The 12,689-nt window shown below is 68.8% G+C and carries 12 protein-coding genes; 9 read left to right on the plus strand and 3 right to left on the minus strand.

What is annotated here, in order from left to right; genetic code table 11:
* Window positions 1-6 precede the first annotated feature (6 nt).
* From CLV71_RS03980 to CLV71_RS03995, 4 genes are read left to right on the plus strand one after another with little or no spacing between them, the layout of a single operon-like run.
* A complete protein-coding gene (locus tag CLV71_RS03980) occupies window positions 7-882 on the plus strand; it encodes a cupin domain-containing protein (RefSeq protein ID WP_133901145.1) in 876 nt (291 codons plus the stop codon).
* The gene (locus CLV71_RS03985; protein ID WP_133901146.1) at window positions 879-1,658 is read left to right on the plus strand and encodes an HpcH/HpaI aldolase family protein; all 780 of its coding nucleotides are present in this window, start codon (window positions 879-881) and stop codon (window positions 1,656-1,658) included. The genes CLV71_RS03980 and CLV71_RS03985 overlap by 4 nt, the downstream gene beginning before the upstream one ends.
* On the plus strand, window positions 1,658-2,581 hold the full coding sequence (gene kce / locus CLV71_RS03990; protein WP_133901147.1) for a 3,5-dioxohexanoate:acetyl-CoA acetone transferase: 924 nt from the start codon (window positions 1,658-1,660) through the stop codon (window positions 2,579-2,581). Before CLV71_RS03985 ends, kce begins: the two co-directional genes overlap by 1 nt.
* Entirely contained in the window at window positions 2,578-3,330 is a 753-nt protein-coding gene (locus CLV71_RS03995) for an SDR family NAD(P)-dependent oxidoreductase (RefSeq protein WP_133901148.1), read from the plus strand. The genes kce and CLV71_RS03995 overlap by 4 nt, the downstream gene beginning before the upstream one ends.
* Before the next feature lie 6 nt (window positions 3,331-3,336).
* On the opposite strand, the gene CLV71_RS04000 is transcribed toward CLV71_RS03995, so the two are convergent.
* Window positions 3,337-3,531, minus strand: coding sequence for a hypothetical protein (locus tag CLV71_RS04000; protein ID WP_133901149.1), 195 nt, complete (start codon window positions 3,529-3,531; stop codon window positions 3,337-3,339).
* Window positions 3,532-4,261: 730 nt separating this feature from the next.
* Between CLV71_RS04000 and CLV71_RS04005 the strand changes: the two genes are divergently transcribed.
* The 5 genes from CLV71_RS04005 to CLV71_RS04025 all read left to right on the plus strand — a co-directional run bounded on the left by CLV71_RS04005 (window position 4,262) and on the right by CLV71_RS04025 (window position 10,261).
* Complete coding sequence (locus tag CLV71_RS04005; RefSeq protein WP_133901150.1) at window positions 4,262-5,158, plus strand: dienelactone hydrolase family protein; 897 nt, start codon at window positions 4,262-4,264, stop codon at window positions 5,156-5,158.
* Window positions 5,159-5,283: 125 nt separating this feature from the next.
* A complete protein-coding gene (locus CLV71_RS04010; RefSeq protein ID WP_208297360.1) occupies window positions 5,284-6,018 on the plus strand; it encodes a DUF6338 family protein in 735 nt (244 codons plus the stop codon).
* Window positions 6,019-6,223: 205 nt separating this feature from the next.
* Window positions 6,224-8,605, plus strand: coding sequence for a CHAT domain-containing protein (locus CLV71_RS04015; RefSeq protein ID WP_133901151.1), 2,382 nt, complete (start codon window positions 6,224-6,226; stop codon window positions 8,603-8,605).
* 29 nt (window positions 8,606-8,634) lie between these two features.
* The gene (locus CLV71_RS04020) at window positions 8,635-9,606 is read left to right on the plus strand and encodes a hypothetical protein (protein WP_133901152.1); all 972 of its coding nucleotides are present in this window, start codon (window positions 8,635-8,637) and stop codon (window positions 9,604-9,606) included.
* A gap of 115 nt (window positions 9,607-9,721) precedes the next feature.
* Window positions 9,722-10,261: a manganese efflux pump MntP gene (locus tag CLV71_RS04025; RefSeq protein ID WP_133901153.1), complete on the plus strand. Its 540-nt coding sequence runs from the start codon at window positions 9,722-9,724 to the stop codon at window positions 10,259-10,261.
* 42 nt (window positions 10,262-10,303) lie between these two features.
* Here the strand turns inward: CLV71_RS04025 and CLV71_RS04030 are convergent, their stop codons facing one another.
* Together CLV71_RS04030 and CLV71_RS04035 are read right to left on the minus strand one after the other, a co-directional pair.
* Window positions 10,304-11,998 (minus strand): PQQ-dependent dehydrogenase, methanol/ethanol family, encoded by a 1,695-nt coding sequence (locus CLV71_RS04030; RefSeq protein ID WP_133901154.1) that lies wholly within the window; start codon window positions 11,996-11,998, stop codon window positions 10,304-10,306.
* A 15-nt stretch (window positions 11,999-12,013) separates the two neighbouring features.
* On the minus strand, window positions 12,014-12,475 hold the full coding sequence (locus CLV71_RS04035; protein ID WP_133901155.1) for an MSMEG_3727 family PQQ-associated protein: 462 nt from the start codon (window positions 12,473-12,475) through the stop codon (window positions 12,014-12,016).
* Between the last annotated feature and the right edge of the window lie 214 nt (window positions 12,476-12,689).

Below are 12,689 nucleotides of genomic sequence, written 5' to 3' on the forward strand. Positions count from 1 at the left end.
ATCACGGTGTACGAAAAGGACGATCCGCGCTCCTCGCTCGCCACGGCGACCGCGCCCCGGCCGGACAGCGGCGACGCCATCGCGGCCGCGCAGTACTTCGACCTGACCGAGACCCCGGTCGTGCGTGCGCAGAACGTCATCCTGGTCCACACGCACGCGCGGGCCGGTGACGACCTCGACAACGGCACCCTCTCCGGTGAGCTGGCCGTCGTGGTCACCGGAGAGTCCCCGGCGTTCACCGTGCTCACCGACGACGGCGCGACGAGGGTCGACGAACCCGGGCTGGTCGTCGTCCCACCCGGCCCCTCGCGGATCAGCGTGCACGGCGACGGCCCGCTGGTCCGGCTCGTCGAGGCGGACGAACCGGCGTGGCGCGACCGCCCGGCGAACGCCTCCTCCTACACCGAGGACCACCCGCGCGTCGCGTTGCTGACCCGCTGGCCGGAACCCGTCGGCGCCGGGGGAGTGCGGTTCTACCCGCTGTCCGGGGTGCCGGACGAGCCGGGCCGGTTCGGGCGCATCTTCCGCACCCGGTCGTTCATGGTCAACTTCCTGCCCGACCAGGACGGCCCCCGCGACCCGCACAGGCTCTCACCGCACACGCACGACGACTTCGAACAGCTCTCCCTCGCCGTGCGGGGCGAGTACGTGCACCACATCCGCACGCCCTGGCTGGCCGACCGCGCCACGTGGCGCGAGGACGAGCACGTGCGGCTCGGCAGCCCGTCCGTCGCGATCATCCCGCCGCCCACCGTGCACACGTCCGAGGCCAGCGACCCCGGCGTGAACCAGCTGATCGACATCTTCAGCCCGCCGCGCGTGGACTTCTCGCAGAAGCCCGGCTGGGTCCTCAACGCCGACGACTACCCGATGCCGTCATGACCCGTACGGGTGCCGGGCTGTTCGCGCGCGAGACCACGCCGGTGGGCACGTGGCTGAAGATCGCGTCCGGTGAGCCCGTCGAGATCATGGCCTACGCGGGGTTCGACTTCGTCGTGGTCGACCTCGAGCACGCGCCGCTGGACCTGGAGACCGCGTACCGGCTCGTCAACTCGGCCGCCGCGCTGGGGGTGGTGCCGCTGGTGCGGGTGCCCGACAAGACGCCGTCGACGATCCAGAAGATCCTCGACGCCGGTGCGACGGGCATCCTCGTGCCGCACGTCGACACGGTCGAGCAGGCGGCCGCGGTCGGGCAGGCGTGCCGGTTCCCGCCCCACGGCGTCCGGGGCGCGGGCGGCACCAGCCGCGCGGGGGAGTGGGGCCTGCGCCCGAACGCCGAGTACCTCGCGACGGGCAACGACGACGTGCTGTGCATCCCGCAGCTGGAGAGCGTCGAGGCGATCAAGGCCGCGCCGGAGATGCTCGCGCTCGACTCGATCGACGCCGTGTTCGTCGGCGCGGCCGACCTGTCGCTGTCGATGGGCACGACACCCGCCTCGCCCGAGGTCGGAGAGCTGATCGGGTCGGTGGTCGAGGCCGCGCACGCCGCGGGCAAGCGCTGCGGACTCGCGTTCGGCGGCGTGCCGGACCAGGCCGCGCGGGCGGTGCGGGACGGCTGCGACTTCGTGCTGCTCAGCAACGACACGACGATGCTGGCGCAGGCCGCGCGCGGACTCGTCACGGCATTCCGGGAAGCGACCTCCGGGAGGGAGGACTGATGCGGGCGGCCGAGAAGGTCATCATCACCACCGCGATCACGGGCTCGGTCAACATCCCGTCCCAGAGCCCCTACCTGCCGCTGTCCGCCGACGAGGTGGCTGACGCCGCCCTCGAGGCGATCGAGGCGGGCTCGGCGATCGTGCACCTGCACGCCAGGGAGCCGGACGGGCGCCCGACACCCGACCCCGACGTCTTCGAGAAGATCGTCGGCCGCATCACGGACCGGACCGACGCCGTCATCAACATCACCACCGGCGGTGCCTCGTCGATGACCATGGACCAGCGGCTCGCCGCCGCGCTGCGGCTGCGCCCGGAGCTGGCGTCGATGAACATGGGCTCGATGAACTTCGTCTACTCGGGCATCGCCGACAAGGTGACCGAGTGGAAGCACGACTGGGAGAAGCCGTACGTGCTCAACACCTACTCCCACCCGTTCGTCAACACCTTCGACGCCATCGAGGCCACGTTGCGGACGCTCGGCGAGTCCGGCACCCGGTTCGAGTACGAGTGCTACGACATCGGGCACCTGTACTCGCTGGCCCACTTCGTCGACAAGGGCCTGGCGAAGCCGCCGCTGTTGATCCAGGGTGTGTTCGGCGTCCTCGGCGGCATCGGCGCCGACCACGCCAACCTGGAGCACATGGTGCGGATCGCCGACAAGCTCTTCGGCGACGACTACACGTTCTCCGCGTTCGCCGCGGGCCGCGAACAGCTCCGGTTCGGCACGCACAGCGCCTGGCTCGGCGGCCACGTGCGGGTGGGCCTCGAGGACAGCCTGTGGATCGGGCGGGGACGGCTCGCGGAGAGCAACGCCCAGCAGGTCAGGAAGATCCGGGCCGTCATCGAGGACATGGGCAGACCGGTCGCCACCCCGGCCGACGCCCGCGCGATGCTGGCGCTTCGCGGAAAGGAAGCCACATGAGCACCCTCACCGGCAAGGTCGTCCTGGTCGTCGGTGCGAGCACCGGCATCGGCGCCGACGCCGCACGCGTCCTGGCCGAGGACGGCGCGTCGCTGATGCTCGTCGCCAGAACCGAGGAACCCCTCGCCGCGCTCGCGAAGGACCTGACGGCGGCGGGGCACGACGTGGCCTACGCGACGGGTGACGTCTCCGACGCGGCGAGTGTCGCCGCGTTCGTCGACGCCACCGTCGCACGGTTCGGCAGGCTCGACGGCGCGTTCAACAACGCCGCCATGGGCGGGAGCGGCCGCCTCGACGCGGTTCCCGAAGCGGACTTCGACCGGATCATGGCCGTGAACGTGAAGGGCACGTGGCTGTGCATCCGCGAGGAAGTACGCGTCATGGAACCGCGAGGAGGCGGCTCGATCGTCAACATGAGCAGCATCGGCGGCCTGCGTGGCAGCTCCGGCATGGGTGCCTACCAGGCCACCAAGCACGCCGTCATCGGCCTGACCCGTACCGCCGCCCACGACTTCGGCCCGCTCGGCATCCGGGTCAACGTCCTGGCCCCGGGGCCGACCGAGTCCCCGATGCTCGACGAGCTGCGCAGGACGATCCCCGGCGGGGTCGAGGCACGGATCGCCGCGACGCCCCTGCGCAAGGCGGGGACGGGACAGGAGGTCGGGGCCACGGTGGCGTTCCTGTTGAGTGACCGCGCGAGCCACCTGAGCGGCGTCGTGCTCCCGGTCGACGGGGGTTTCACCGCCTGAGACGGTTCAGGACTGCCGGTTCTCGGCGATCCCGCTCAGCCGCACCGGCCACAGGTCGACCCGGCCGACATAGGATCTCTTCCCCGACTTGACGTTCGATATCAGGCCGAGGGCACTCGCCCAGCGGGCAAGGCGCGCGGACGCCTCGGCGGGCGGGCACATGCTGGGCGGGCACCCACGGATCTCGTTACGGTCGATCATCCACAGCAGAGGCATGTTGGCGAGTTCGGGATCAGCGTCGACAGCGGTCTCCTGGGCCCATTCCTCGAGAGCGCTGCCCAGTTTCCGGAGTAGTACTGTGTTGACGCACACGGACATAAAGTCTCCCGTTGCTGATCTTTGCTGTTCTTTGAGTTGCTTACTCCTCGGCGCCATCGGCCACTCTACGCGACGAGTTCCACAATCGCGACAACTCTGTGATGATTATTCTGGGTGACCAAATCGGACGTAGTCGTCATTTGACAGTTTCGATCACCGCTGAAACATTTTTGCCCGCGCTGCCGCATTGCCCGGCGTCAACTGTCAACGAGGCCGTACCGCGGGTGTGGCGCCCTACGTGCACTGTTGTGGCGACTGTCACCGCGTGGGACGACCTGCCCGGCGTCGCGGCGGGGCCTCGACTGATCAACCGGGCCGCGGGATGGCTGGGCGGCGGGGCCCCTTGGGCTTCGGTCGGCGCGGCGGTCGATGAGCCGAAGATAGAAACAGGAAAGTCCGCGAGGAGTCGGCTCAAAAGTATTCGGGCGGCTTTCGCGGAATGCATTACATCGGTAACGTCCGAGTGTCGCCGCAGTAAATTCAAATTGCCCGTCTCGTCACCCCGCTTCCGGCGGAGTCGCGGAGACTTCGTCGACGACGTGGTGTGGCGCGACGCGTCCGTGGTAGTAGGGTCGGGTGGTCGACGTGAGTCTCCGAAATTTTCGGGAGAGCCATGACGGAAATCCAGCGCTACCTTGCCGAGGAAGTCGCGGAAGATCTCGCTGACGGCATCATCACGCGAAGAGAGGCGGTACGCCGCCTCGGTCTGCTCGGGGTTACCGGCGCGGCGGCGAGTGGGCTGCTGGTCGCGTTCACCTCCGGCACGGCGACGGCGGAAAGCCCGCCACGACACGGTCCGACGGAAACGAGCTGGGCGCCCGTCGCGCAGGAGCCGATCACCTTCGAGGGCCCCCGCGTGCCGCTGATGGCCGCCTGGGCGCCCGCTGCCACACCGCGTGGCGGCGTACTCGTCATCCACGAGAACCGCGGGCTGACCGAACACATCCGCACGGTCGCGGGCAGGCTCGCCGCGAGCGGCTACTCCGCGCTGGCGCTCGACCTGCTCTCCGAGGAGGGCGGCACGGGCGCGTTTCCCGGCGAGGCAGAGGTCGCGGCGGCACTCGCGCAGATCCCGCCCGAGCGGTTCGTCGAGGACATGAAGGCGAGCGTCACCGAGCTGCGGCGTCGCGTACGCGGCAGGAAGCTCGCCGCGATCGGGTTCTGCTTCGGCGGCAACATGGTGTGGCGCCTGCTCACCTCGGGTGAACCACGCCTCGCCGCGGGCGCGCCCTTCTACGGGCCGTTCCCGGAGGGCGCCACCTTCGACGGCTCACGCGCCGCGGTGCTCGGCGTCTACGGCGGTCTCGACGCACGCGTGAACGCGACCCGGCCCGCCGCCAAGGCGGCACTCGAGGCAGCCGGGCTCAGGCACGAGCTGCTCACCTTCGACGCCGCCGACCACGCCTTCTTCAACGACACCGGCGCCCGCTTCAACCCCCACGCCGCGACCGAGGCCTGGCGCCGGGTGCTGAACTGGTTCGACGCCGCCGGAAACCGCCACCACGACTGACACCAGCGCATTTCGCTCCAGCGCGCAGGCCCGGCACGACGTCGGAGTAACATGCCGCCAAGTTGGTCGGTCGTCGCGGTGACTGGGCACGGTCGCGGACGTCGAGCCAGGAACCATGGGGGAACATGGCGACTCCGTCAGCCGCGCAGCAGATCATCCTGCTGGTTCTGTTCGTACTTCCCGGAATCACCTACCAGTTCGTGCGACAGCGGGCACGTGGGCCGGTGCCGAGCGAGCAGGTCCTGGCGGAGCGGGTGCTGCGTGCCATCACCGTCAGCCTCGCCCTCGACGCGATCTACATGATGGTCGCGGGGCCGTGGATCATCGGGCTCGTTCGGCCCGATCGGCAGCAGTGGTTCGCGGGAGCGGCGGAACATCCACGCCAGGCGGCGACCGTGGTGTTCGTCCTGACGATCGCCGTGCCGGTAGTCGCCGCGACCGCGGTCGGGTGGCTCGAACGCCGTCGTGCGGTGGCGACCTATCGCGCGGAACCCACCTCGTGGGATTTCGCGTTCAGGTTGCGCGACACACCGTGTTTCGTCAGGGCCCGACTGAAAGACGGCGGATGGGTCGGTGGCTGGTTCGGTCAGAACTCCCACGCCTCCGCGTTCCCGCAGTCGCCGGACATCTTTCTGGAATCGGCCTACGAGATGGGCCGGGACGGCGTTTTCGGGGCGAGGATCGAACACACGGCTGGACTTTATGTCACGATGAACGACGTCAGCGTCATCGAATTCCTTGCCGTTCCGGATGTGCGGGTCGTCGAGACGAGTGGGTCGAACGAAGGGGGAGCGGCGGATGACGGAGAACTCGAGACCGGAGACGGAGCAAGGCCTGCTGAAAAGCCTGCTCGGACCTGACCGCGTGCGCGGGTACACACCCAACAGGAACATCGGTGAACCCTTGGAACCGCCGTCGGGCAGGGCATCGGCGTCAGCCTCGACCACGACCGATGACGAGGGCGACGTGACGGGTCCGGACCGCGGGACCGGTCCGGCGTGACGCGGGTCGGGTCGACGGGCACCGCTGCCCTCGACTCGATGGTGACTCTCCGGGAGACCTCAGGTGTCGATCGACGCCCAGGCCGTGATCGACGAGGCGCTCGCTCTCGTCGCCGACGTCCGCGGCAGCCATGACCTCGACAGGGTGGTGCGCGCGGAGGTGGACGACCTCCTCCGGTCCCTGCACGCCATCGTCGACGACAGTTCCTCGCGACTGCGGGCGTCCCACGCGCTCGGCTGGCTCTACTGGCTCCGGTACTCGGCGTCCGGCCGTTCGGACCAGCCCGCCCTGGAGCGGTCCACAGCGAGTTTCGCCGTCTGCTTCCGGCACGAGGACTGGCGCGAGGACGGACTGCCCCACCTCCTCCTGGAAGAGCTCGTCGAAGAGATCGAGCCTTATGTGGAGGAGATTCTCGACACGGAACAGACCGGCGTCGCCGACGGCGGGTCCGTTGATCGTGCCGTTGTCCTGTGCGGACGAATCGTCGCCCACATGCCGACGAACGGGCCCGGCTACGTCACCTGGCTGCCGCGGCTCAGCCGGGCACTCCTTCGCCGTTCGGCGATGACCGGCAGTCAGCGGGATATGGACGAAGCGGTACGGCACGCGGAGCGAGCCGTCGAAGTAGGTTCCGTGTACGACATACAGATGGCCGACATCCTCATCCAGGCCGGCAACGCCCGCGCGGCGCGCTACCGGCAGGGTGGAACACCCGACCCCGGCGACCGCGACCGAGGCGTGGCGCACTACGAGGCGGTTCTCGGCCTGCGTGCTCTTCCCGCCCGCGACCGGATCCGTGCCCGAGCGGCGGCGGCGACCCTCGTTGCGGACAGCGAGCCGAGGCGTGCGGCCGAGCTCGCGGGCGCGGCGGTCGGCGAGCTGCCCCTGTTGGCGACCCGGCACTTCGATCTCAGTGAACGGGAGGGCCGGATCGGGGAGTTCGCCGGCCTGACGAGACAGGCGGCCGCCCTGTTGCTGAGTGCGTATGGCGGGCGCGCGGGCGAGTCGGCACTCGCCCTGCTGGAGCTGGGCCGCTGCGTGAACATGGGTGGCGAGTTCAGCGTTCGCAGCGACCTGGGCCGGTTGTCGGCGGCACACCCCGGGCTCGCCGGGCGTCTCAACGATCTGCGCGACCGCCTCGACCAGGCAACCGTCGTCGGGGCAAAGGACGAGACAGCGCTGAGGAGACAACAGGACGAACGCGGCCGGGACGTCGCGGCCCTCGACGCGGTCATGGCCGAGATACGGTCCCGGCCGGACTTCGAGTCCTTCGGGTTGCCACCCACGATGAAGGCACTGCGCGCGGAGGCGGCGCACGGTCCCGTCGTCGTGCTCACCAGCAGTTCGCTTCGGTCGGACGCGATCGTCCTTTCCGCGCGGGAGACGACCACGGTTCCGCTGCCCGACTGCGCCGAGGGCGACCTGAGGGCCAGAGCGCGGGAGTTCAGGACCTGCCTGCGCCGGATTCTGACGGTGGAACAGGACAGCCCGGAGCACCAGCGACTCCAGGGCGTCCTGCGGGACCTCCTCGGCTGGCTGTGGGACTGCGTTGCCGCACCCGTCCTGCGCCTGCCCGTGTTCCGGGCGGACGACACGACGTCGCGGCCGCCGCACGTGCGGTGGATCGCGTGCGGGGCGTTCTCGTTCCTGCCGATCCACGCGGCCGGTCACTACGAAACCGGCCGTTTCACCCACCCAGCGTCGAACGGCTCGACGAGGGACAACGTGGCCGACCGGGTGATCTCGTCGTACGCGCCGAGCATCGTGGCCCTTCGGCATGGCCGTGCCCAGGTCGGTTCACGGGACGCGGTCGCGTGGAAAGCGTTGCGGAGTCTCGTCGTCGCCGTTCCGGACGCGTCCGACGGCGCGAGTCCACTGCCGCAGGTGGGGGAGGAGGCCGGTGAGCTGGTGAGGCAACTGCCCGGTGTCACCCTTCTCACGACCGTCGGCGCCGCGAGGGAGAACCGGCCTACCAAGGCCAACGTGCTGGCGTGGCTGCGCTCGTCGGCCATCGCCCATTTCGCCTGTCACGGCTACAGCGACAGCTCGGACCCCTCCCGCAGCGGGCTCGTGCTGGAGGACCACTCCACTGATCCACTGACCGTGTCGGACGTCATGTCCATCGCCATCGACACTGGCGAACTGGCGTACCTGTCGGCGTGTGACACCGCCTTCACCGGCAACGAGACGTTGGAGGACGAGGCGATCCATCTCGCCTCCGCCTTCCAGCTCGCCGGTTTTCCCAGAGTGGTGGGCACTCTCTGGGCGATTCGCGACCGAACGGCGGCCGCGGTGGTCGGCTCTTTCTACGATGCGCTGGGTGTCAGCGGCGAACCTGACCTCTCGACGTCGGCCCACGCCCTGCACACGGCGGTTCTCTCGATTCGTGACAGACACCCCGAGCGACCCGATATATGGGCGCCGTTCATCCACATCGGAATTTGACGAACTCGTTCGACACAGGAGGAGGACAGGTGGTACCGACGTACGCGGATTTCACCGGATCGTCTCCGCTGCAGGGCAATGCCACCGTGGCGTGGGACGGCAGCGAGCATCGGGAAGGGCGGTTGGAGATCGAGGCGGGTGGGAGTGTGTCCCTCCGTTTCGAACTGCCCGATCCCCAGGAGATCTTCGAGGGAACGCTCGTCGTCAGGGCCCTGGCGACCAAGCTGAACAAGCTCCCGGGTTTCGCGCCGATGTCCGTCGTGGTCAACCGCAAGGCGGACCGGCCCGTCGCGGCGGAATGGTCGATCCCCGGCGGCGGCGACCTGCCACACGAGAACACGTTCGTCGTGCCGATCAGCCTGCTGTACCGAGGCGCCAACGAGATCAGGATCAGCAGCAGTGCCCGGTCGACGAGTCGCCTGTGGATCTACAGCATCACGCTCGACGAGGTGTTCGACCGGGGACGGTCGGCGACGGCGCTCAGGGGAGTCAAGGCGAGTTCGGCGACAACGACCTATGCCACGCGAACCAGACCCGTCGGGTCGGACGAGTGGACCGAATCGGCGCCGTTGTCCGTCTGCCTGCGGGAAGGGGACGTGTCCGTCGCCGTGGAGACGATCTCGTGGCGTGAGCAGAACGGCACCGAGTCGTCCGTCCTGTGCAACGAGGTGGGTTTCGGTGGGTCCAGGCGGCTCGGCAACGGCGATCTCTACGAGTACGAAGGCGTGCGGCAGGACGGCCGCACCGACGGCGAACCGGTCTCCTACCACGTCCACAAGGGCTGGGGAGGTTCGTGGTACGAGGTGGGGCACCTGACGGTCGGCGTGTTCGAGGAAGTCCGGTCCAGGTTGACGTCGATCGCATGGCGTGACCTCGCGGGCAACCAGGCCTCCGCGATGTTCTCGGCCGACCTCGAGAGGTTCGCCGGGTTCTACCAGCACCGGGGCGAAGGGCGTGTCGGCTACTCGGGTCGAATGAGGGTAGAAACCCTGGAACAATGATCCGAAAATCTCGGTGCCGGGTTTGTTCGATAGCTCATCTGGGATAACATGGTTGTGCCAGGCGAACAATAGTCGTTTCTGTCGGCGTCGGTCGTCATTAGGCAGTGATGTCGCCATGATCTGGGAAGTACTGGTCCTCGGTTTCGTACTCAGTCTCGACAATTTCCGGGTGGCGATCGCGCTCGGCACCGTCCCGATCGGACTGAAGCGTGCGATCCAGGTCGCGTTGGCCTTCGGGTTGTGGGACGCGGTCATGCCCCTGGTGGGCCTGTTGGTCGGTCGCGAGATCGGGGAGTCCGTCGGGGAGGTCGGCGAGCTGGTGGGTGCCGCCGCTCTCGGTGGTTACGGCCTCTACCTCGTGATCTCGGCCCTCCGCAAACCAGAGCCGGAAGAGCTGAACCACCCGTGGGCGTTGTTCGGCATCCCGTTGACGTTGAGCCTGGACAACCTGTTCGCCGGGACGAGCCTGGGGCTCCTGGGGCTCTCGCCGTGGTTCTCCGCCGTCGTGTTCGGCGCCATGACGGCGGCGATGTCGCTGGTCGGGCTCCGGCTCGGGCGGGCGGCGGCGCGCTTCATCCGGATCCGCTCCGACCTGCTGAGCGGGGCCACCCTGATCGTCGCGGCCGTGGCACTGCCGCTGGTGTTCGGCGAATAGAACGGCGCCGAACCCGTAGGCCCGGCGCCGTTCTTCAGCGCGCTACTCCGGCAGTGCGAACACGATCAACGCGCTACCGTGGCCTGCGCCGAGCATGCCGGGAAGGAACCCCTCGGCCCAGCCGCCCCAGCCGACCGGCACGGCCACGTACTGCCTGCCGTCGACCATGTACGTCGTCGGGCTGCTGTGGTGGCCGCTGCCGCACTGGAACTGCCACAGCAGCTCGCCCGTCCTGGCGTCGAGTGCGTTGAACTCGCCGGAGGGCTCCCCGGCGAACACCACGTCACCGCCGGTGGCCAGCACCGAGGCACACATCGGCAGCTCGTTGCGCCAGCGCCACTTCTCGTCGCCGTTGGCGTCGAACGCGCTGACACTGCCGACCATGTCCTCGATGTCGACCTGAACGCCCGCACCCCAGTAGGGGATGCTCTCCTTGAACTCGCGGCGCCGCCTGGTGGCCGTGGCCCCGACGTCCTGGACCGGCACGTAGAACAGCTCGGTCCTGGGGCTGTAGGCGGCGTGCGTCCACTCCTTGGCGCCGGCCGGGCCGGGGTAGAAGTGGACCGGCACGCCCTCCTCGTCGGGGTACACCTTGGCGGTCACCTGGCCGTCCCTCGTGATCGCTCCCCACGTGATCCTGTCCACGAAGGGGGTGACCCTGACGAGAGACCCGTCGACGCGGTCCAGGACGAAGAAGTAGCCGTTCTTGTCGAAGTGCCCGAGCAGCCTGCGCCCGTCCGCCTCGAACAGGATGCACTCCGCGATGCTGTCGTAGTCCCACACGTCGTGCGGGGTGCACTGGTAGTGCCAGCGGATCTGCCCCTCGTCGACGTCAACGGCGATGATGCTGTCGGTGTAGAGGTTGTCGCCCTTGCGGACGCCGCCGTCGAAGTCGGGTGCCGGGTTGCCGGTGCCCACGTACAGCAGGTTGGTCTCCGGGTCGAACGTGCCGGTGAGCCAACAGTTCGCGCCGCCACGCGCCCAGGCCTCGCCGTCGGACGGCCACGTCTCGGAGCCGGGCTCGCCGGGCTTCGGGATCGTGTAGCAGCGCCAGTGGTGCTCGCCGGTCTCGAGGTCGAACGCGTCGAGGTGGCCGCGCACCCCGAACTCGCCGCCCGAGCTGCCGACGATCACCTTGTCCTTCACGACGAGGGGCGCCACCGTCGCGCTCTCCCCGGCCCGCACGTCGCCGTAGGTCCTGTCCCAGACCCGTTTGCCGGTGGTGGCGTCGAGCGCGAGCACGTGGGCGTTCGCCGTGACGAAGAAGACCTTCCCCTTCGCCACCGCGACCCCGCGGTTCACGTTGCCGCAGCACAGCGACACGTCGAACGGGACGGCGTGCTTGTACCGCCAGATCTCCACACCCGTCTTCGCGTCGAGCGCCCAGACCCAGCCGTCCCAGCCGGAGAGGAACATGATCCCGTCGACGACGATCGGCGCCGCCTCGAACGAGTACGTCGACGTGCCCGCGATGATGCCGCTCGTGCCCGCCTGGAAGATCCACGCCGGGCCGATCCTCCTCACGTTCTCCGTGTTGATCTGGTCGAGCGGGCTGTACCGCTGACCGTTGTAGTCGCCGTAGTAGGTGAGCCAGTTCTCCGGCTCGGACCGCGCGTCGCGGATGCGCTCGTAGTCGACGTCGCGGACCACCGGCGGCGCGATCTCGCCCCCGGCGACCTTGCCGCTCAGCTTGGCCTGGTCGATGGCCTCGCCCGCGTCCACGTACTCGATGGTCATCGTGCCTGCTCCGATCTAGGGTCGCGGCTGGTCGGGACGGTCGAGGCGGGCCTCGGGCGGCACGTCGCCGAGCACGACGATGGCGCCGGTGAGCCCCCGGCCCTCGTCGTTGCCCGTCGGGGAGCTGAACCAGTAGTAGCCCGGACCGTCGAGGTTGAGGGTCGCCCGCCCTTTCGAGTGGTTGACCAACCAGATGAACTTCCGGTCGCCGTTGCTCGGCAGGAGCGCGCAGTGCGTGTTCAGGTCGTCGTTGATGATCTCGAGGTCGATGTCGCCGCCGTGGGGCATGACCAGAATGGACGGATCCCAGCTGATCTCGTCGGGCCGGATCCGGATTGTCGCCTCCATTCGCCCATCGGCCTTCTCCGTCGCCTGGCCGATGCTCCCGGTGCCGAGCACCCGGCCGAGTGCCGCCTTGTTCTGTGCGTCCAACCCGAGCTTGCTCAGCAGGTCGGCTCTCTCCTGCGCGGACGTCATCGGCCTCGCCTCCTCGTTTCGGAATTCCTGATCCCGGTGACCGAAATGCGCGCGACAGCACCACACAAAACTGATTGTGTGCTGTTTGCATTCGGAATGGCTGGTCAATCCGACTCTACTACGGCAGCCGCAGTTTGCCGTGTTGGCTATGTTTGCTGGTCGCGGCGTAGTCGGGTGCGGTGGTGGTACCAGCGGGCGCGGGCTTGGTGGCGTC

Origin of the sequence: Actinophytocola oryzae (assembly GCF_004364325.1) — a bacterium.
Lineage (GTDB): Bacteria > Actinomycetota > Actinomycetes > Mycobacteriales > Pseudonocardiaceae > Actinophytocola > Actinophytocola oryzae.

Coding starts and splice junctions, on each gene's coding strand:
- CLV71_RS04030 (WP_133901154.1), bottom strand. CDS start 11,998: ATGACCATCGAGTACGTGGACGCGGGCGAGGCCATCGACCAGGCCAAG.
- CLV71_RS04035 (WP_133901155.1), bottom strand. CDS start 12,475: ATGACGTCCGCGCAGGAGAGAGCCGACCTGCTGAGCAAGCTCGGGTTG.
- CLV71_RS03995 (WP_133901148.1), top strand. CDS start 2,578: ATGAGCACCCTCACCGGCAAGGTCGTCCTGGTCGTCGGTGCGAGCACC.
- CLV71_RS04000 (WP_133901149.1), bottom strand. CDS start 3,531: ATGATCGACCGTAACGAGATCCGTGGGTGCCCGCCCAGCATGTGCCCG.
- CLV71_RS04025 (WP_133901153.1), top strand. CDS start 9,722: ATGATCTGGGAAGTACTGGTCCTCGGTTTCGTACTCAGTCTCGACAAT.
- CLV71_RS04010 (WP_208297360.1), top strand. CDS start 5,284: ATGGCGACTCCGTCAGCCGCGCAGCAGATCATCCTGCTGGTTCTGTTC.
- CLV71_RS03985 (WP_133901146.1), top strand. CDS start 879: ATGACCCGTACGGGTGCCGGGCTGTTCGCGCGCGAGACCACGCCGGTG.
- CLV71_RS04005 (WP_133901150.1), top strand. CDS start 4,262: ATGACGGAAATCCAGCGCTACCTTGCCGAGGAAGTCGCGGAAGATCTC.
- kce (WP_133901147.1), top strand. CDS start 1,658: ATGCGGGCGGCCGAGAAGGTCATCATCACCACCGCGATCACGGGCTCG.